This window comes from Streptomyces sp. NPDC006463 (assembly GCF_042870715.1).
In the GTDB taxonomy this organism is placed as follows: domain Bacteria; phylum Actinomycetota; class Actinomycetes; order Streptomycetales; family Streptomycetaceae; genus Streptomyces.
The window spans coordinates 1-18,946 of record NZ_JBIAHP010000040.1; the positions used below are offsets into that span (position 1 = coordinate 1).

The following is an 18,946-nucleotide window of genomic DNA, read 5'->3' on the forward strand; positions in this document are numbered from 1 at the left end:
CCCAGATCAAGTGGGGCCTGGACTACATGAACTCCCGTTACGGCAGCCCGGTCGGTGCCTGGAACTTCTGGCAGACCCACCACTGGTACTAAGCCGCCAGCGGACAGCACACGCGCACGCAAACGCCCGGCCGGGACCATCCCGGCCGGGCGTTTTCGCGTACCCGGCCACCGAACTGTCGATGGCGGCCGGCAGGCATCGGCGAAGCGGGCATGAGCGCCGGGCGGCGGAGGGTGAGGCCCCTGCCGCCGTGTGTCAAGTCCCGAGATGCAGTGTCATGACGGGCCCCGGCGCTGGAGGGCTTACTGGAATCACCCCCCCTTCACCGCCTCTGAACTGGAGAAAGCCCTCATGGCCCGCACGTCCCGGAAGCAGCGTTTTGCGATGATCGCCGTTTCGGCCGCGTTTCTCGGAGGAGGCGCGCTGCTGCCCACCAGCGCATTCGCCGCTCCGGCCGCGCCGCGGACCGTTGAGGCGGCCACGCTGGAAGCCGGTCACGTCGGCCATGCGAAGAGCAGTCACGAGGACAACGTCAAGAAGCACAGCAGCAAGAAGCACAACAGCAGGAACAACGAGGACAAGAAGCACGGCAAGATCAAGGACGTGGAGAACATGCCGGGCTGCAAGTTCTACCAGGGCAAGGTCTACTGCGAACACAAGCCCGAGAAGCCGGCCCCTGTCCCGGCCCCGAAGGCGGAGGACTCCGCAGCTTCGCACCGGGAGAACCCGGACCGGGTGCCCACGCCGGGATCCGGCCAGGCTCCCGCGGGGAAATCCCCGGTTGCCTCGGGCTGAGGCCGAGGCCCGGTGGCGTAGCTCTCCGTACCGTGCCGGCAGTGCACGGTGAAGCCTTCGTGCAGCTGATCAGCCCCTGCCCAGCCCAGTCGGGTCACGCAGGGGCTTCTGCCTGCCCTGCCGGGTACGGCGGCCTCGCGCTGACGGCCGACCGCTTCAGCGCCACCCGACTCGCGGCGCACCTCGACTTGATAGGCAAGTGGGCGTTTTGTCAATCTGTGCCCGACACATCCGGATCGCAGGAGAGCACCCATGAAGATCCACCTGACCAGCGTCTTCGTCGACGACCAGGCCAAGGCGCTGCGCTTCTACACCGAGATCCTCGGTTTCGTGAAGAAGCACGACGTCCCGGTGGGCGAGAAGGACCGGTGGCTGACCGTCGTCTCGCCCGATGAGCCCGGCGGCACCGAACTCCTTCTGGAACCCGCCGGCCACCCAGCAGCCAAGACCTACCGGGACACGCTCGTATCGGACGGTATCCCGCTCGCCCAGTTCGCCGTCGACGACGTGCAGGCGGAGTACGACCGCCTGCGCGACCTCGGCGTCCGCTTCACCCAGGAGCCCGTGGCGATGGGCCCGGTGACCATCGCAGTCTTCGACGACACGTGCGGCAACTTGATCCAGATCGCTACGAAGCCCCAGTAGGCGCCCGGCGGCGTGCGGGCGTCGGCGTACTCCTCCAGACCCCCGCGGCAGCACGTGCGCCCTTCGGTCAGCTCCCACAGCGGACCGAAGCCAGGTGCGCCGCCAGTACGGCCCGGCCCTTCCCTTAGCGTGCCGTCATGACAACTGACAACTGCCGCCCTGATCTCACTGCCGTCTGCAAGTCCGCGGACAGTGGCTATCTCCTGCAAGTGGTCCGGGACGGCAGCTGCGAGCCCCTTGCCGAGAAGGACCTCTCACACTGGCCGGACTGGCCGACATTTCCCTTCGACGCCGCCCACGCGGCGGGGTGCGAACTCGTCATGCTCGGCTACATGATCTGGCCTGACAGCATCACTCCCGACTCGTTGATCGGATGGCGTCCTGTGCCGGGCCAGCAGGCGTGGTCGGCGAAGGTCGGCACCTTCGCCCAACTGCAGGCCGCAGGAGTCTGAGGGCGCGCACCCCCACCCCAGGCGGACCGGCCTGCCGTCGACGGTGTCCAGGGACCTGAACGCGGAGCAGGGGCGCCAATCCGCAACGCCTCCAAGGCCGTTGACGATCACCGGCGGCCGTCCGGCCGCCGGGATCACGCGCCGATTTCTTAGCATCAGAGGCCAACTATTCACCCGGTCGCTGCCAGGACGACTAGAAAGGACCGCACCGAACCGAATCCGGCGACGAGGATGATGTCATCCGTCGACGCTCGGGATGATGTCGAAGGCGGTGGATGCGCGTGTGTGAGTGCAGCAGCAGGATCGAACCGATTGCGGCCAGATTACTTCCGAGGAGTCCGAGTTCCGGCTCCTTCACCTGATGCGGGCGGCCATGCTGAAACCCGTGGCGTTCTCCTCAGCCTACGCATCGGTGGACGAGTACCGGCTCCTGACGTCGACCATCCGGTCGAGAGCTGGAGAGGCTCAGGGCAATTTCAGCAGGGCCGGGCACGGGGAGGGAGGAACGCCCTACCTCCCCGTGCGCATTCAGCTTCGGGGTTTGTTCATCGAGCTCTACATCGAGCTCCGACTGCAGAATGCGGACCTTCGCATCGTCGGGTTCCGCAACACCTTCGAGAACGGCCAGGCTCCGCCGGAAGCGTATGTCCGCCACGTGCGGGACTCGGCCGCGCCACCGGGAATCCGCCGAGTGGAGGCCCTGCCCTTCGGCGGAGGCCGCTCCGACCTGGAGACGGCTGCCGACGTACGGCGCTCGGGGATCTCCCTGGGGCGCCGCCCCCTGGGCAACGCGGTCATCTGGCTGCACCGGAACCGCGATCCGAAGTGCACCGCACACGGAATTCTCGTGCTCTCGGAAATGCTCTGCGAGGCTGCTCGATACCCCGCACTGGCTGATGCGATATCACGCATCTGGATGACCGGTGGTCGGCTGTCGACCATGGCAGCCGCCTGAAATTCTTTGCATAGGCACCCATCCACAGGCGTTGGGGCACCGAAGTAAGGGGCGAGACCTCTCCAGGAGCTCATCTCAACCCCGCACGATGTGCGATTCCGTCCTGGGATCCACGGAACAGGAGCGAATGTGATAGTCAAGCGCGCCGGTCGCCTCGTGGTACTTGCCGCCGCACCCGCCGCCGTGTTCCTGACCCTCGGCCTTTCCGGACCAGCTCTCGCGGAGGGTGGAAAGGCGTACCAGATAGATCTGGCGCAGCTGAACGAATCAGGCTCCAGCGGTACGGTCATGCTCAGCCTCAAAGGCAACCAACTCACCGTGCAAATCGCGTCCGAGGGCATGGTGCCCGGACAGCCGTCGGCGCAGCATCTGCACGGGTCGACGAAGGGGCACGACTTCCACTGCCCGGACGCCAGCGACGACACCGACGGCGACGGGGTCCTCAGCAACACCGAGGCCACGCATGACTACGGCGACATCAACATCTCACTCACCACGGCCGGGGACACCAAGGCCACGAGTGGTCTCGCCGTGGAGCGCATGCCCGTCGCCGACAAGCAAGGCAGGGTCTCCTACAAGCGGACGATCGCCGTCGGCCAGGACGTGGTCGACCACATCAAGGACCTGCACGTCGTGCAGCACGGCATCGACCGCAACAAGAACGGCAAGTACGACTTCGAGGGGGCCGGCAAGAGCGAGCTCGACCCCAAGCTGCCCCAGGAGGCCACGGCTCCGACCAACTGCGGGGAGGTCAAGGGCGCGGCCGTGGGGTCCATTCCGGTCGGCGGCATCGAGACCGGCGGCGGTTCTCCGCAGCGCGCGACGGTGCCGGTGACGGTGCGCGACGGTGCGGCGATCACCGTACTGGCGGTGGTGGCCGGTGCGGTGGCCGTCGCGCGGAAGCGGGCCGCTGCCGTACCCACCCCCAGGCAGACCACCGGGGGCGGCGCGTGAAGCCGACTCCCGTGCATTTCGCACCCGTCGCATCCACCACGCGGCCCAGCCGCCGGACCGCAGGCTCCCTGGCGGCCGTCGCCGTCGCCGGGCTGCTCCTCGCGGGATGCGCAGGCCAGAACGCGGTGCACCCCGCCCCACAGGGGCAAGCACTTCAGGGCGAGGCACCGGCCGCAGCCGGCGCCGCACCCACCGGGAAGGCGCCCGCCGGCGGTGCCGCGTCACCCTCGCACGGATCGCACAGCGGCACAGGTACGGGGGAGAGCCGGGCCGAGCCCGCCCTCGCCCGGTCGGAACCGCAGAAGATCACGATCCCCTCCCTCGGCCTGTCCAGCTCCTTGGAGACGCTGCGGCAGAACGCGGACGGCACGATGCAGACCCCTAAGGACCCCGCGCTCGCGGGCTGGTACGAGCCGGGGCCGACCCCCGGCTCCCAGGGACCAGCCGTGATCGCCGGGCACGTCACGTGGAACGGAGCATCCGCAGTGTTCGAGAAGCTGAAGACGATGAAGGCCGGTGACACCATCAAGGTGACCCGGCAGGACAGCAAGACGGTCACGTTCACGGTGGACCGCGTCGCCGAGTACCCGAAGGCCGAGTTCCCCACACTGGAGGTCTACAAGAACCTCGACCATGCGGGCCTTCGCCTGGTCACCTGCGGCGGTGACTTCGACCCGAAGAAGCACTACTACGACAGCAACGTGGTGGTGTTCGCCCGCATGACGGGTGCCGCGTAGTCAGGCCCGTGGGCCGGGAAGACGTCCGTCAGCCGCGGAGCCCCACGGCGGCTGACGGACTCCTTTCCCGGCCTCGCCGGCCCGCCCCGTGACGGACTCGACGACCGCCTCACCAGGTGACGTACAGGTCCTGCGGCGAGCGGTGGATCAGCGTGGGCCGGATCCGCGGTCGTGGACGGTCCTCGTCGAGTCGCAGCTCCGGCAGGCGGCGCGTGAACAGTTCGAGTGTCAGGCGCAGTTGCTCGCGCGCCAGCTGGGAACCGGGGCAGCCGTGGGGTCCGTGCCCGAAGGCGAGGTGGTGAGGGTTCCCGGGACGGGTGATGTCGAATTCTCCGGCCCGCTCGTACCGCTCCTCGTCGCGGTTGGCCGAACCGTACGCGACCAGCACGGTGGCTCCCGCCGGCAGTTTCGTCCCGGCGAGGGTCACCGGCCGGGTGGTGGTCCGCCGGAAGGCCTGGACGGCGGCGTCATGGCGGGCGGCCTCCTCCACCGCAGCCGGGACGAGTGACGGATCGGCGAGCAGCATCCGCCACTGCCGCCGGTCGCTGAGCAGGTGCAGCAGCGTGGTGCTGATGAGGGCGCTCGTTGTGAGGAATCCGGCGATCAGAAGGTTCTGCAGGCTCGTCACCGATTCGTGGCGCTGTTCGAGGGTGAGCTCGGCGTTTCCGGGGGCGAGGGCGGCCACCATGATCGAGCACATGTCGTCCCGGGGCCGGGCGCGCCGGTCGCGGACGTACCCGTCGAGCAGGTGCTGGAGCGCCACCACGTCCTCGGCGGCAGCCACCTGTTCCTCCGGTGACAGTGGCCGGAACAGCAGTTCTTCGGCGCGGTAGCCGCCGTGCACGGCCGCGGGCACGTCGGCGGGGTCCAGCCCGATCAGCCGCCCGACGACCATGCCGGGTAACCGCCGGGCGTACGCCTCCACCAGCTCCGCGGACCCGTCCGCCGCGAAGCCGTCCACCAGCTCCCGCGCGCACGCGCGGGCGTACGGCACCAGCGCCGCCACCCGGGCGGCGGACAGCCCCCGGTTCAGCGGGACCCGGTGCCGGCGGTGGGCCGCGCCGTCCGTGGACACGACGGTCGGCCGGGGCCCGAACCCCCGTGGCAGGACGCCCAGCGCCGCCTCCGACAGCGGGACGTCCGGCAGAAGGGCGTTGGCCGAGGAGAAGTCCTCCGCGCGCAGCAGCACCTCCCGTACGTCCCGGTCGCGCGCCACCAGCCACGCGTCGAACTCGGGCACGTACGTCAGCCCTTCGGCCCGGCGGGCGCGGTCGTAGAGCGGGTACGGGTCGCGGTACAGCTCGTCACGCCGTGCCTGGTCGTCGTACGACGTCACTGGGACCTCCGGATCACGGGCGGGGCCGGGCAGGGGCCACCGCCGCGGGTGACCTCCGGTGAGCCGGATCATCCTGCCCGAACCCCGCCCGGGCCGGTAGGGCGCCGCAAGCCCAGGGCGCCGCGCGGGCGGGGGCCGGCAGCGGGTGGTGCGGCTGGTCCACGGAGGTCAGGTCCGGACTGAAGGAAGTCGACCGTCCCGGTCGGGAGTTCGCGGGGAGCGCCGAGTGTACCGGGACACCGCGACTCCGGCCAGGCAGAGCACGCCGCCGAGAAGGGTCAGCCATGCGGGTACCTCGCCCAGGAGGGCCCAGCTCAGCAGGACGACGATGGCCGGGACGGCGTAGGTCGTCGCGCCCAGTTTTCCGGCGGGCATGCGTGCCAGGGCGTAGGTCCACGAGGTGAAGGCGAGGGCGGTCGGCACCACGCCCAGGTAGATCATGTTCAGGGTCGCGGACGCCGGCGCCTTCGGGAGTTCCGCGAAGAGCTGCCCCGTGAAGGGCAGGCAGGCCACGGTTCCCGTCAGGCAGCTGTAGGCGGTGATCTGCAGGGGCGTTCCGTAGGAGAGCGCGGGCTTCTGCGCGACGACGCCGGTCGCGTAGGCCACCGCCGCGAGCAGGCAGAGTGCGACCCCGAGCACCGAGGTGGAACCGCCGTCGCCGGACGACATGGACAGGCCCACGACGACCGCTCCGGCGAAGGAGACGGCCATGCCCACCAGTAGCCGCGGTGGCAGGGACTCGCCGAGGAGGCGGGCTGCGAGGAGTGCCATGAGGATCGGCCCGGTGTTCACGAGCAGGGACGCCGTGCCCGCGTCGACCAGCCGCTCACCCCAGTTCAGCGCGATCGTGTAGCCGCAGAACCACACCACACCGGACAGCAGGATTCCGCGCCAGGCCTCGCGGGGCGGCAGCCCCTGGCCGCGTATCAGGAGCAGGGTGCCGAGCACCAGCGAGGCGGCCAGCAGTCTGCCGAGGGCCAGGGCCCCGGGTGAGTAGGCTGCGCCCGCGCTGCGGATGGAGACGAAGGCGGAAGCCCAGGCGAACACCGTGAAGGAGACGGCGCCGACCGTGAGCACGTGGGGCGGGATTCGACCCGTGCGGAACGTCATGGGGCCACCTTATGGGTGCAACATTTCGGCGTCTACCGAAATATTGACTCCCGGTTTCGGACCCCAGGGCTCAGCTCCAAGCCTCCGGCGTGATCCCCAGCAGGTAACCGAAGGCCCGCTCCCCGGCCCCGGTCACCTCCAGCGCCCGTCCGCCGCCCGCCGGCCGTACCACCCATTCCTCGTGCAACGCGTGCGCGCACAGCCGTGCCCCGGTGACGCCGCCGAGGTGGCGGCGCCGCTCGGTCCAGTCCAGGCAGGAACTCGCCAGCGGCCTGCGCCCCTCGTGGGCAAGGCCGACGCCGGCCTCGGCGCACCAGGCCCGGCCGTCCTCCGTCAGCTCGAAGACGCCCTCCGTGCGCAGCAGCCCCCGCCGCTCCATCGCGTCGGTCACCGCCATGCCGAACCGCCCTGCGAAGTGGTCGTAGCAGGTCCGGGCGCGAGCCAGCGGGTCCGGTGCGGCGACCACGGGTACCGCGTGCGCTGCGTCCCGGTCCGGAATCGCGTACGAGGCGAGCTCGTCGACCAGGCGGGCGGTCGCGGCGTCGGCGATGCGCACGTAACTGTGGCGGCCCTGCCGCTCGGTCACGCAGATGCCCGCATCGAGCAGCCGGGTCAGGTGTCCGCTGACGGTGGAGGGCGCCACCGCGGTGATCCGGGCCAGCTCGCCCGCGGTCCAGGCGCGTCCCTCCAGCAGCGTCATGCAGATGGCGGCCCGCGTCTCGTCAGCCAGGGCGGCAGCGAAGGCCGCCAGGCGGGCGGCGGGGGCGGGCTCGTCCGCAGAAGGCTGGGGATGCAACTCGTTCATGGTCCCAGGATGCCCCATGATTTCGGCACGCAGCGAACAATCACCCCGGTCTGGACGTGCGGGGCCGGCCCAGTGGCCGGGATGATGAGAGGAGCGGTGCACGGCTGCGAAAGGCTGCTGGGATGGCCGGCTGGCACGTCCGGGACTTCGGCCCCGATGATCTGGAGGCGGTCGTACGCCTGGACGCGGAGAGCGGGCTGGGCGACCGGCCCGCGGCGTTCCGGCTGTCCGACGTGGTCGCGGCCCTGCACGGCGAGCATCCCGCCGTGGTCGCCGTAGCCGACGGCCATCTGGTGGGTGCCGCCGTGGGGCGCAGGGACGCCGACCGGGCGTGGATCCTGCGCATCGCCCTGCACCCGGCCTGGCGGAACCTGGGGATGGGCAGCGCGCTGGTAGCCGCCCTGGAACACCGCTTGCACGAATCGGGGGCCAGGACCGTGGCCGCCGTACTCCGCGAGGACGAGTCGGGAGCTACCGCCTTGCGCAACTCGGGCTTCCTGCGCCGCGAGGGGATGACCTACTTCGAGAAGCCGCAGGCCGTGACGGCTCAGGACGTGGTCTTGCTGAAGTCCCTGGACGCGGCGGTGCCGTCGGCCGGGCTGTGGGCCCGACTGGCCGGGATGGAGAAGGAGAAGCACCTGATCGAACGGCGTCTGGTGCTCCCTCTCGCCCACTCGGAGCTGGCTGCGCAGCACGGAGTCGAACCGCCCCGTGCGGTGGTGCTCTTCGGCCCGCCCGGCACCGGCAAGAGCACCTTCGCCAGAGCCGTCGCGAGCCGCCTGGGATGGCCGTTCGCAGAGATCTTCCCCGCCCGGCTCGCACTGGAGGAAGGCATGGCCCCGGGACTGCGGCGCCGATTCGACGAGATCGCCCAGCTCGACCACGTGGTGGTGTTCATCGACGAGGTCGAGGACGTCGCCGGACGCCGCACCGAGGCCGCCGGGCACGGCGCGATCGGGGTCGTCAACGAGCTCCTCACCTCCATCGTGCGGTTCCGCGACCGGGACAGCAGGCTGCTGATCTGCGCCACCAATGACGTGTCCGCGCTCGACCCCGCATTCCTGCGTCACGGCCGCTTCGACTACGTGCTTCCGGTAGGGCCTCCCGACGTGGAGGCGCGCCGCGCCCTGTGGAGCAGCTATCTGGCCGGTGCCGCCACCGAGGCCGACATCCCGGCCCTCGCCGATGCGAGCGAAGGGTTCACTCCTGCGGACATCGCCCAGGTCGCCCGTCTCGTTGCCCAGAGCGCTTTCGAGCGCACCCTCGACACCGGGCATCGTTCCCATTCGGTCACCGAGGACTACTTGCGCACGATCAGCAACACCCGTCCCACCGTCACGAGGACGATGGCCGAGCAGTTCGCCGACCAGTCCGAACTCTTCGGGCGTACGTGACGCAACCGGCCGTGTTCTGCCACCCCGACCGGCCGCTATCCGCAGTCGCCGAGGACGATCCCCGACCCTGCCACCGAATACACGGCGTACAGCTGTATGAGTTCAATCGGGATCGTCAGGACGTTGAACCACACGCCCACATAGGCGATCAGCCCCGGCCACGTCTCCCCGAGCCGGATGCCGCACCGCCGGGGGATCCGCTTCGAGAGCAGTACGCAGACCACCACTGCCGTCACGCCGAGCATCAGCCCCGCCCAGGCGGCGACGTACCCCGTCGTCGGGAAGGGCATGTGCCGGCACGCTTCCTGCTGCCGCTCGGCCCACGCGCTCTCGATGTCCTCCGTGCGCAGGGAAGTGGCCACACCGCCGAAGGTCGTGAGTGGCACGAGCAGTGCCGCGATCACCGTGCCGGGCGTCACGGCACGCCTCTGTGCGCTGCTGTCGGTCGCGGCGGAGGGGGGTGACGTCGTCATCGGTGCCAATCGGGTTGCGGTCGGACGATGCGGAGGCGCCGCTCGCGCCGGTTCTTGTCGGCCGCATCAGGCAGGACAGCCCGCTAATCTATCTCCAACCTGTGTTGTTTCTAGAATGGCCAGGTGGAGGACATCGACGCGATCGCAATGTTGCAGGATCCGGTGCGGCGCCGCCTGTACGAGTACGTGGCGGCACAGGGCCGCGAGGTCGGCCGCAACGAGGCAGCCGAGGCGGCCGGGGTGGCGCGCACGCTCGCCGCGCACCATCTGGACAGGCTGACCGAGGCCGGGCTGCTGGAGAGCGGCAGCCGCCGCCTGACGGGCCGCTCGGGGCCGGGGGCGGGCCGTCCCGCCAAGGTGTACACGCGGGCGCCGGCCGAGCGTTCGGTATCGCTGCCGGCCCGTGACTACCGCACCGCCGCCGAGCTGCTCGCCGAAGCCGCCGAGGCGGCCGGGCTCGACGCTGGGCTCTGTGCGGTCGCGCGCCGCCGGGGAGAGGCCCTGCGTGGCTCGGCGGCGCCCTGTGGCGGCCTTGAAGAAGCAATGGAGATGCTGGCGGCCCGGGGCTACGAACCGCACCTGGAAGGCGTCGAGAGCGCCGAGGGCGTCCAGGGCGCCGAAGGCGCCGAGGGGGCGGCACAGGCAGCCGCACCCGTCGTCCGTATGCGCAACTGCCCCTTCCATGCCGTCGCCGAACGCTTCCCGCCGCTCGTCTGCGGCATGAATTTCGCTCTGCTGGAGGGGCTGCTCGGCGCGGACGGTCCCGTTCGCGCCCGCATGGACCCCCGGCCGGGGGAGTGCTGCGTGGTGATCGAAGCTTCTAAAGACAATGGTGATTGACATAGAAAAGCCCGCCGTGCTGGGATGAGGCCATGACCGCATCCACGCATGCCGCCCACCTCGCCCAGCTCAACGTCGCCACACTCCGGCACTCCTTCGACGACCCGCGCGTGGCGCCGTTCGTCGAGATGCTCGATCCGGTCAACGCCGCCGCCGACGGCGCGCCCGGCTTCGTGTGGCGGCTCGTGGAGGAGGGGGCGGCGGATGCCACCGGCCTGCGCCCGGCGGGCGAGAACGTCATCGTCAACCTGTCGGTGTGGGAAACCCAGGAGGCTCTGTGGGACTTCGCCTACCGCAGCGGGCACTTGGAGGTGATGCGGCGGCGCCGCGAATGGTTCGAGCGGCACGTCGAGGCGCACCTCGTGCTCTGGTGGGTCCCGGCAGGGCACCTCCCGACCGTCGGTGAGGCCCTGGAGCGACTGGCGGATCTGCGGGCGCACGGGCCGTCCCCACGCGCGTTCACCTTCGCCTCCTCCTACACCGCAGCCGAGGCCGCCCAGCACCTTCAGGCCGTGCCGTCGGCGACCTGACCAGGCCGCCGCGGCCCGCGGCCGTGGCGCGCAGGGCCGCGCTCTTGGGGCGGTGCCCGGGCCGGCCGTCGGCCCGGGCACTCAGTTCCGGACTTCTACTCCATGAACTGGAAGGTCCATGCCTGGCCTTGGTCGCCGACCTCGAGAGCCCTCAGGGCCATTCGGGGAGGGAAGATCCGCAGCAGGCTGAGATCCAGGGCCAGCTCCACGCCCTCGACGGGGCCTCCGGGGACGACGACGTGGAAGGTGTGCGGCCTCGCGCTCTTGTAGAGCGCCCACTCGCGTGGCTCGGGGAATCCGACGACCAGCTTGTTCATCTCCGGGTCGCCGTCGTAGGAGAGATAGGTTTCGCTCCGGAGATTGCGGATCGTGCAGTTGCCGTTGCTGAGTACCTCCACCTGCCATTCCTGCTCGCCGGGGTTGCCGGTAGGCGGTAGCAGGACAACGGGGGTCTTGGGTTCCGATGCCCCTCCCTCCATCGTGAGCAACTGCTCGGGAGGGCGGGTGATCATGTAAGTGCCGTTCGGTACAGGCGCCAAGGCCGACTCCACTTCTGACACGCGGCGCCCGCGCGGGTCGCCGCTGATCTTCTGGGCCGACGGATGCCTTCCCCGTCAACGCGGGACAAAGATCGGAAAGGCGCTGCGTCACCCTGCAGGAGTACGGCGGGTTCGTCCCCGCGCGTCAGCGCTTCCTCGGCGCGCTGCTGGCGCAGACCACCGCATCCTCAGTGCAGCGCAGACGCGGGGCGCGTGGGCCGGACGGGTGGACCGGCTGTGGCGGCGGACGCGCGTGCTGGCGGCGGTCGGCGTCCGTGGAGTGTTATGGACAGCGGTCGGCCCGCCGCGTTCCCGTCCACCGTGCACCGGCCGCCCCGGAGATCGGCGGGAGGAGACGAGGACCGGCATGAGTGAACACGCACGCATCGACGTCCATCACCATGTGATCCCGCCCGACCGCAGCCGCGCGATCGCCGACCGGGCCGCTGCCCTGGGCTGGCCGGTGCCCGCCTGGGACCGGCAGAGCGCGATTGCGATGATGGACCGCCGCTCGATCGCCAGCGCCGTCCTTTCGTACGCCGCTCCGCTCGGGGCTCCTGACGACCTGGAGGGGGCCCGCGCCACGGCCCGGAACGTGAACGAGTTCACCGCAGAGCTGGTGAAGGACCGGCCCGACCGGTTCGGCAACTTCGCCGTCCTCCCACTGCCGGACGTGGACGGAGCGCTCGCCGAGGCCGCCCACGCCTTGGACGAGCTGGATGCCGACGGCGTGATGGTCTTGTCCAACGCCCACGGGCGCTACCTCGGAGACGCGGAGTTCGAGCCGCTCTGGGCCGAGCTGGACGCGCGTGCGGCAGTGGTCCTCGTCCACCCGACAGCGCCGCCCGGTGCGATGGTCCCGGAACTGCCCAGCCCGCTGGTGGACTTCCCGTACGACACCGCCCGCACTGCCCTGCACCTGGCAGTCGCCGGTGTTCCGGGCCGGTACCCCCGGCTGAAGATGATCCTTCCCCACGCGGGCGGTTTCCTGCCGTACGCCGCCCACCGCTTCGCGGCCGCCGCCCGGCTGCGTCCGGGCACCGCTCCAGAGGACCTCCTGGCCGAGCTGCGGCGCTTCTACTTCGACACCGCGTTCTGCGCGGGCCCCGCATCGCTGCCCTCGCTCCTGGCCTTCGCCGCGCCCGGACACGTCCTGTACGGCAGCGACTTCCCGATGGTGCCCGAGGAGTGGTGCAGCGGCTTCGACGACGGGCTGGACGGCTACCCGCACTGGGAGGACGGCCAGCTCCAGTCGATCCACCGAGGCAACGCCGAGCTCCTCTTCCCCCGCCTCGTACGTGCCTGACCGCCTCGGGTCAGGCACGTACCCGCGATCGCGTCGAGTACCGATCGGCGCTGCCACACCTGCTACGCCGGTGCGTTACCGGCCTGCTCGCGGAGGGTCAGCCATTCCTGTAGCTCGATCAGATTCCCTTCCGGATCCTCCAGGTAGGCGACCCGCATCCGCTCGCCCATCGGGCCCGGGTCCCTGGTGAACTCCGCCCCGCGCGAGGTGAGCTCGGCGTGGGCGGCGTCCAGGTCCTCCACCCGGAGCACCACCAGCGCGCGGTATCCGCCGGGCTCCGCCCCCAACTGCCCCAGCACTCCAGCCATCTGCGCGCGGTCCTGCAGCGCGATCGCGGCGTGTCCGGTGTCGGGGCTGAGTTTGGCGTACGGGCCGCTCTCGGCCTCGAACTGCGGCTTGAGCCCGAGCACGTCCCGGTAGAAGCGGTACACGGCGGGGAAGTCGGACACCAACAGGCGTATCTGCGTGAGTTCCATGCCGACCTTTCTAGCCCAGTTCCGCCTCGGATTCAGGCTCGATCACGATCTTCGGGAGAGCCTCGCCGGAATTCGGTGAAACACGCTTGAAGGGCGTATTCCCGGCAGCTGTCACCTCGTGGGCGGTCCCGGGCCGGCCGGAGCTGAGCTCGGCCGAGGGCGGGGCAGAGGACCGTGGAAGCCGAGGGAACGCATGAAGTGCGCCGTGTCCGACGAGGGCGACCGAGGCGTGCCTGCCTGAGCACCGTGATGTGACGTGGGACACGGGAACCGCTCGGGACCGCCGGACAAGAATCCGACGTGGACTATTCAATGCACGCCCGGATACGAGCCGGGGAACCGGAGGCGTTCCGGGCGCTCTTCCGCGACCACGCCCAGCTGGTGCACCGGCATGCCGTACGCGCCACCGGGGACTGGGCGCTCGCCGAGGACGTCGTCTCGCTGACGTACCTGGAGGCCTGGCGCCTGCGCGAGAAGCTGCGGGACGAGGGAGACAGCCCGCGCCCCTGGCTGATGGGCATCGCCGTGAACGTACTGCGCAACACCACGCGCGCCGCCCGGCGCCATCAGCGCGCGCTGGGCCGGCTGCCCGTCAGGGGCACGGTGCCCGACTTCGCCGACGAGCTCGTCGCCCGCCTCGCCGACGCCGACCAGCTCGCCGCCGCGCAGCGAGCGCTGCGCGCGCTGCGGCGCAGCGAGCGGGAGGTCTTCACCCTGTGCGTCTGGTCCGGGCTCGGCTACGCCGAGGCCGCGGCCGCACTCGGCATCCCCGTCGGCACCGTCCGCTCCCGCCTGTCCCGCGCCCGGACACGGCTGCGCAAGCTCTCGGAGGAGGAGTTGGCAAGATCCGGGGAACCGCTTCCCCGCTCCGGACAAACACAGGGCGGCCGCACCCTCGCGGCCCGGTCGCAAGAGTCGCAGTCCTACGAGGAGGAATCCCGATGATCCGCAAGAAGTGGCGGCGCGAGGAGTCGCTGGACCACGCGGAACTGGGGCGGCTGCTGCCGCCCCCGGGAAGCCCGGACCTGCCGCTCGACCGTCAGCGCCTGCTTGAGGAGCACCTGATGAACGAGATACAACAGTCCGCCGCCCCGGCCGGCGCGCCGAACCCGCCGCGGCGGCCCGTACGGCGGTCCCTGCTGATCGGTATCCCGGTCACCGCCGCCGCGCTCGCAGGCGTGATCGCGTTCAACGCCGTGCCGGGCCCGGCAGCCACTGGACGGTCCGGCCGCACCGCCGCGGTCGAGGCGCCGGTCGTATCCGTAGAGACGGGCAGCTCCGACCAACTCATCGCCACGGTCGGCCAGATCGCAGCGGCCGCCTCGCAGAGCAGGTTGCCGGAGCCGGGGCCCGGCCAGTACGTGTACATCAAGAGCCAGGTCTCCTACCTCTCGATGACCGTCGACGTGGACGCCGACCGGTCCAAGACCTGGGTGCAGCCGCTGCACACCCGCGAGGTGTGGAAGTCCCCGGACGGCAAGAAGGGCTGGCTCGACGAGCCCGGCCAGCAGCCCGAAGGCGGTATCACCCTGGACCACGACGACCCCCTGTCCAAGCCGCTCAACGGCCAGGACGTCCCCGGAGAAGCCGTCAACCTGTCCTACGACTGGCTCAAGGCGCAGCCGACGGACCCGGAGGCCCTGTTGAAGGCCATCCTCGCGGTCGGCAGTGGACGTGACCGCGATCAGGAGGCCTTCGAGGAGATCGGCTCGATCATCGGCGAGCAGGTCGTACCGCCGGGCGTTGCCGCGGCCCTGTACCAGGCGGCGGCCAAGATCCCGGGGGTGGTCGTCGTCCAGCACTCCCAGGACGCAGCGGGACGTGACGGGATCGCACTGGCCCGCGTCGACGAGCAGCGCGGCTCGCGCACCGAGCTGGTCTTCGACCGCTCGACGTACACCTACCTCGGCAGCCGCGGCGTGCAGATCAGGCAGGAGGGCGAGGTCAAGCCCGGAACGGTGATCGAGCGGACGGCCGTCCTGGAGCGGGGCGTGGTGAACGGCCAGAAGCAGCGCCCGGCCGCCCAGCACGCCGCCTGACCCGGTCCCGGAGCCGCCACCCCGCGGCGGCTCCGGGCCGTGCCCGGGACGGCGCAGAAGTGACGCCCAGAGGTGTTGTGCCGGATGACCGCCGATGCGGCGGGGCGACGGGCGCCCCGCCACCGGCGGCTGTGCCGCGCCCTAGGCGGCCAGGGCCTCCAGGGCGGGGACCGTTTCGGCCGGGGTCGGCAGTGCGGCGTTCTCCGCCTGGAGGCGGGTGGCTGCCTCGCGCAGGGACGGGTCGGTGATGAGTCGGGTGAGGAGCGTGGCGTCGACGTCGTCGGAGGCGGAGCGCAGGGCGGCGCCGGTCGCGGTCAGGGCGGCGGCGTTGGTGAAGTGGTCGGCGCCCTGGGGGAGCAGGAGCTGGGGCAGGCCGGCCTGCAGGGCGGTGAGCAGGGTGCCGGAGCCGCCGTGGTGGATCAGCGCATCGGAGGCGCTCAACAGCTCGGCGAGCGGGATCCAGGGCAGCGGGCGGACGTTGTCCGGGAGGGTGCCGAGCGGAGTGAGGTCGGCGTCGCCGACGGCCAGCAGGAACTCGGCGTCCACCGAGGCGGCGGCCTCGATCAGGCGGACGATCGCGCGGACGCCGTCCAGCTCGGTGAGCACGGTGCCCAGGGTGACGGCGACCCGCGGGCGGGTGCCGCGGCGCAGCAGTTCGGCGGAGACGGTGCCGCCGCCGTTGTAGGAGAGGTAGCGCATCCGCAAGCCGCTCGGGTCGCCGCCGAGCGAGGCGGGGACGATGTTCAGCGCGGTGGGCTCGGCGGGGCCGGCCACCTTGTACGTCTCGTACGCTTCGGTGAAGTTGGCGGCGAGCCGGCCGACCATGTCGAGGCCGGAGGTGACACCGAAGTTCTGGATCACCGACGGGATCTTGAGCTTGGCCGCGACCAGCGGGGCGGAGGCCTGGAAGGAGTCGTAGACCAGCAAGTCGGCGCCCCAGCTGTCGGCGACCTCCAGCAAGCCGTCCACGGTGGGGCGGGAGACGAGCGCGAAGGCGCGGGCCGCCATGTCGAGGATCTGGTCCGGAGTCATGTCGGGGTTGACGTAGCGCACCTCCTCGCCTGAGGACTGCTCGAACACGTCCCGGATGGTGCGGCCGTCGCCGATCTCGACTATCGGAAAACCGGCCTCGCGGAGCCGGTCCAGCGGCTGCGAGCTCGCGAACAGCACTTCGTGGCCGGCGGCGCGCAGGGCCTGCGCGGTCGGGATCATCGGGAAGAGGTGGCCGGCCGCGGCCGGTCCGGTGAAGAGTATGCGCACGGGTTCTCCTTGCCGTTGTTCTGCCGGTCGAGGCCGAGTCGTGCGGGCTCGCCCCGGTTCCCTTCTGTGAACTGACGGGAAGGCGCGCTGTGTTCCGCCGCGGGGATCGATAATCGGACGTTCTGGGGCGTAGCTTTCCGGGCAGGGCGATGGGCCCCTGGGGTCCCCGGGCCGCGCGGACGCGAGGCGCGCGCAGCCCGGGGCGGGTTCTCAGCGAGCGTCCGCCGGTAGGACGTAGCCGAGCAAGCCTTCCCGGGTGTACGGCCCCTCGCAGTCGGCGCTGTTGGAGACGAAGTGGTCGAACACGGAAGGTATGTAGCACCGGTAGAGGGGCACCGAGCCCGGCACCGCCTTGGTGTGCACGTATCCGACCGCACCGAGGGGCTGTTGGCCCTCGCACCCCGGGTCGGCGGTCAGCAGCGAGTGGTTCGCCACCTTGCACTCGTAGAGCCGGACCGTGCCGGGCGCGGGGTCCCGCAGCACCTTCCAGACCGCCTCGTGGGTGAAACCTGCGGGCAGGGGGCGTGAGGAGGCCAGGTGCCCGGCGTGGGGGCGGTAGCCGCGGACCAGGGGCGCGTACGAGGTGGTGTGGCCGCGGGTGCGCTCCCAGGTGCGCAGGTAGCCCTCGGCGCCCCGCATGAGCTCGTCCACCACGTCCTGGCCGCCGGTGACCCGGATGTCCTCGATCCAGTCCGGTACGAGGCCGTAGTGGGCGCCGCCACCGTCGGTGTTGACGTCCCAGACGCGCGAGCCGGTGACCTGCCGGTCGAGGGCCGAGCCGCCGTCGGGGCTGCGGAAGGGGTAGCGGACCGGGTTTCCGGCCGCGGCCCGGGGGCCGGGGAGCCAGGCGAAGCCGTTCATGTCGGTGCCGATCCCGTACCCGGCGCCGTACTCGGCGCGCAGGGCGGCGTGTCTGCGCGCCTCGGCGGTGAACGCGGGCGCCTCGTACATGTGGCCGGTGATGAAGCCGCCCAGGCGGTAGACCCGCTCGGTCCAGTTGTCGTCCATCCAGCCGTGGGTGGACAGGGCGCCGGAGTACTGCTCGGCTTCGAGTACGCGCAGCGCCTGGTTCGCCGCCTTGACGCTCATGTGGTCGATCTCCAGCAGCATGTTGCGTTTCATCATGCCCAGCACCGCGTACTCGCCCAGTGCGGTCAGGCCCCGGCGGTTGCACTGCGCCTGGAACGAGGCGCCGTACTGCGGCAGTTCGACTCCCTCCGGGAGGGCGGCGCGGATCCGGTCCTGCGCCTGCCCGTCGGAGGCGCCGGAGTCTTGGCCCGCCCCGCTCCCGTACGACCCCTCGGCGGCCAGTCCGGCGGTGAGCCCGAAGCCGATCGGGTTGTCGTGCTCGGGGCCGGTGCAGGGCTCGGTGCTCCAGAAGGTGCCGGTCGACAGGAACTGGCCGGTGTTGATGGCCATGCCCTGGGTGCCCGAGTCGAACCGGACGCCACACAGGGCGTTGTCGAACTTGTGGCACAGGAACATGCTGCGCACGCCGAGCCGGTGCAGTTCGTCCAGGCCGCGGTCGATGTCGGCCATGGTGCAGCGGGCGCCGTCCAGCACCTGCTTGCAGCCGAACGGTTCGGAGGTCTCCACCCCGAGGACGACGGCGAGCTTGCCCTCCTGGATGACCTTGCGGGCCTGGTCGGGCTCTGTGACGACCCGGAACCAGCCCTTGCCCGCGCCGCCGTACATGGCGTCGACGTAGTCCTGGAGTTCGTACGTCTTCTGGATCTGGAGCCTGATCGCGGTCATCTCGTCGCAGCCGCGGTCCTTGAAGAAGTAGAGCGAGCAGATGACTCCGTTGGTGACCATGTCGTTCACCAGGATCCGCTGGCCGCCCCGCCAGGCCCGCTCCACCCAGGCGTAGTAGGTCTGCTGGTGGGTGGCGGAGTCATGGGCCGGCCAGTCGCGGAACGTCGGCCAGCCGTTCGGGTCGTGCCGGCCGTCACCGCCCTTGGTGATCATGTCGAAGAGGGCGAGGACGCCGTTCGGGTAGTGCTCGGGGCAGTCCTTGAGGGCGTCCGCCACCCCCGCCGTGGAGAAGACCTTTCCGCAGACCAGCCGTCCTCCGAAGCCCTCGTCGGACATCAGGTGGACGTGCGCGTCGACGTATCCGCGGACCCGGCCCTGGGCGTCGGTCCCGGTGAACGGCTCCCCTGTGACGTTGACCTGAGAGTCCGGGGCCGGGCGCGCCACGGGCTCCCACCACTGCGGGCCCCCCGACGCGCCGGCGGCCGCGGGGCCGAGTACCAGGGTGACCATCGCGAGGACCAGGCCGGCTAACAGGTACCGGCGTC

The 18,946-nt window shown here is 70.8% G+C and carries 20 protein-coding genes and 1 pseudogene; 13 read left to right on the plus strand and 8 right to left on the minus strand.

Annotated features, from left to right (window positions below):
• From ACFYOB_RS38820 to ACFYOB_RS38850, 7 genes and pseudogenes are all read left to right on the plus strand, one after another.
• Positions 1-92 (plus strand): annotated as a pseudogene (locus tag ACFYOB_RS38820) (lytic transglycosylase domain-containing protein); the annotation flags it as partial.
• Positions 93-384: 292 nt separating this feature from the next.
• Positions 385-795 (plus strand): hypothetical protein, encoded by a 411-nt coding sequence (locus ACFYOB_RS38825; RefSeq protein WP_388569053.1) that lies wholly within the window; start codon positions 385-387, stop codon positions 793-795.
• A 252-nt stretch (positions 796-1,047) separates the two neighbouring features.
• Positions 1,048-1,440 carry a VOC family protein gene (locus ACFYOB_RS38830; RefSeq protein ID WP_388569056.1) on the plus strand — a complete coding sequence of 131 codons (393 nt, stop codon included), beginning with the start codon at positions 1,048-1,050 and terminating at the stop codon, positions 1,438-1,440.
• 137 nt (positions 1,441-1,577) lie between these two features.
• Positions 1,578-1,892, plus strand: a complete 315-nt coding sequence (locus tag ACFYOB_RS38835; RefSeq protein ID WP_388569058.1) for a hypothetical protein — start codon at positions 1,578-1,580, stop codon at positions 1,890-1,892.
• 289 nt (positions 1,893-2,181) lie between these two features.
• Positions 2,182-2,847, plus strand: coding sequence for a ribosome-inactivating family protein (locus tag ACFYOB_RS38840; protein WP_388569061.1), 666 nt, complete (start codon positions 2,182-2,184; stop codon positions 2,845-2,847).
• Between the two features lie 129 nt (positions 2,848-2,976).
• Positions 2,977-3,801 carry a hypothetical protein gene (locus tag ACFYOB_RS38845; RefSeq protein ID WP_388569064.1) on the plus strand — a complete coding sequence of 275 codons (825 nt, stop codon included), beginning with the start codon at positions 2,977-2,979 and terminating at the stop codon, positions 3,799-3,801.
• 11 nt (positions 3,802-3,812) lie between these two features.
• Positions 3,813-4,538, plus strand: a complete 726-nt coding sequence (locus ACFYOB_RS38850; RefSeq protein ID WP_388569066.1) for a class F sortase — start codon at positions 3,813-3,815, stop codon at positions 4,536-4,538.
• Positions 4,539-4,647: 109 nt separating this feature from the next.
• On the opposite strand, the gene ACFYOB_RS38855 is transcribed toward ACFYOB_RS38850, so the two are convergent.
• From ACFYOB_RS38855 to ACFYOB_RS38865, 3 genes are all read right to left on the minus strand, one after another.
• Complete coding sequence (locus ACFYOB_RS38855; RefSeq protein WP_388569069.1) at positions 4,648-5,874, minus strand: cytochrome P450; 1,227 nt, start codon at positions 5,872-5,874, stop codon at positions 4,648-4,650.
• A 168-nt stretch (positions 5,875-6,042) separates the two neighbouring features.
• Complete coding sequence (locus ACFYOB_RS38860) at positions 6,043-6,984, minus strand: DMT family transporter (RefSeq protein ID WP_388569072.1); 942 nt, start codon at positions 6,982-6,984, stop codon at positions 6,043-6,045.
• 70 nt (positions 6,985-7,054) lie between these two features.
• Positions 7,055-7,789 (minus strand): ArsR/SmtB family transcription factor, encoded by a 735-nt coding sequence (locus ACFYOB_RS38865; protein ID WP_388569075.1) that lies wholly within the window; start codon positions 7,787-7,789, stop codon positions 7,055-7,057.
• A 122-nt stretch (positions 7,790-7,911) separates the two neighbouring features.
• Between ACFYOB_RS38865 and ACFYOB_RS38870 the strand changes: the two genes are divergently transcribed.
• Positions 7,912-9,183, plus strand: coding sequence for an ATP-binding protein (locus ACFYOB_RS38870; RefSeq protein ID WP_388569078.1), 1,272 nt, complete (start codon positions 7,912-7,914; stop codon positions 9,181-9,183).
• A gap of 35 nt (positions 9,184-9,218) precedes the next feature.
• Here ACFYOB_RS38870 and ACFYOB_RS38875 read toward each other — a convergent pair whose 3' ends face one another.
• The gene (locus tag ACFYOB_RS38875) at positions 9,219-9,656 is read right to left on the minus strand and encodes a hypothetical protein (RefSeq protein ID WP_388569080.1); all 438 of its coding nucleotides are present in this window, start codon (positions 9,654-9,656) and stop codon (positions 9,219-9,221) included.
• Between the two features lie 123 nt (positions 9,657-9,779).
• Here ACFYOB_RS38875 and ACFYOB_RS38880 point away from each other — a divergent pair, with 123 nt between their 5' ends.
• Both ACFYOB_RS38880 and ACFYOB_RS38885 read left to right on the plus strand, forming a co-directional pair.
• The gene (locus tag ACFYOB_RS38880) at positions 9,780-10,496 is read left to right on the plus strand and encodes a helix-turn-helix transcriptional regulator (RefSeq protein ID WP_388569083.1); all 717 of its coding nucleotides are present in this window, start codon (positions 9,780-9,782) and stop codon (positions 10,494-10,496) included.
• A 32-nt stretch (positions 10,497-10,528) separates the two neighbouring features.
• Positions 10,529-11,026 (plus strand): DUF3291 domain-containing protein, encoded by a 498-nt coding sequence (locus ACFYOB_RS38885; RefSeq protein ID WP_388569086.1) that lies wholly within the window; start codon positions 10,529-10,531, stop codon positions 11,024-11,026.
• Positions 11,027-11,121: 95 nt separating this feature from the next.
• Here the strand turns inward: ACFYOB_RS38885 and ACFYOB_RS38890 are convergent, their stop codons facing one another.
• Entirely contained in the window at positions 11,122-11,424 is a 303-nt protein-coding gene (locus ACFYOB_RS38890; RefSeq protein ID WP_388569088.1) for a hypothetical protein, read from the minus strand.
• Between the two features lie 508 nt (positions 11,425-11,932).
• Here ACFYOB_RS38890 and ACFYOB_RS38895 point away from each other — a divergent pair.
• Entirely contained in the window at positions 11,933-12,871 is a 939-nt protein-coding gene (locus tag ACFYOB_RS38895) for an amidohydrolase family protein (RefSeq protein ID WP_388569091.1), read from the plus strand.
• 62 nt (positions 12,872-12,933) lie between these two features.
• Here ACFYOB_RS38895 and ACFYOB_RS38900 read toward each other — a convergent pair whose 3' ends face one another.
• Positions 12,934-13,347, minus strand: coding sequence for a VOC family protein (locus tag ACFYOB_RS38900; protein WP_388569093.1), 414 nt, complete (start codon positions 13,345-13,347; stop codon positions 12,934-12,936).
• Between the two features lie 312 nt (positions 13,348-13,659).
• Between ACFYOB_RS38900 and ACFYOB_RS38905 the strand changes: the two genes are divergently transcribed.
• Together ACFYOB_RS38905 and ACFYOB_RS38910 are read left to right on the plus strand one after the other, a co-directional pair.
• A complete protein-coding gene (locus tag ACFYOB_RS38905; protein ID WP_388569144.1) occupies positions 13,660-14,292 on the plus strand; it encodes an RNA polymerase sigma factor in 633 nt (210 codons plus the stop codon).
• Positions 14,289-15,386 (plus strand): CU044_5270 family protein, encoded by a 1,098-nt coding sequence (locus ACFYOB_RS38910; RefSeq protein WP_388569096.1) that lies wholly within the window; start codon positions 14,289-14,291, stop codon positions 15,384-15,386. Before ACFYOB_RS38905 ends, ACFYOB_RS38910 begins: the two co-directional genes overlap by 4 nt.
• A 141-nt stretch (positions 15,387-15,527) precedes the next feature.
• Here ACFYOB_RS38910 and ACFYOB_RS38915 read toward each other — a convergent pair whose 3' ends face one another.
• Positions 15,528-16,646 (minus strand): nucleotide disphospho-sugar-binding domain-containing protein, encoded by a 1,119-nt coding sequence (locus ACFYOB_RS38915; protein WP_388569098.1) that lies wholly within the window; start codon positions 16,644-16,646, stop codon positions 15,528-15,530.
• A gap of 210 nt (positions 16,647-16,856) precedes the next feature.
• Positions 16,857-18,911, minus strand: coding sequence for a hypothetical protein (locus ACFYOB_RS38920; RefSeq protein ID WP_388569146.1), 2,055 nt, complete (start codon positions 18,909-18,911; stop codon positions 16,857-16,859).
• Positions 18,912-18,946: the final 35 nt, after the last annotated feature.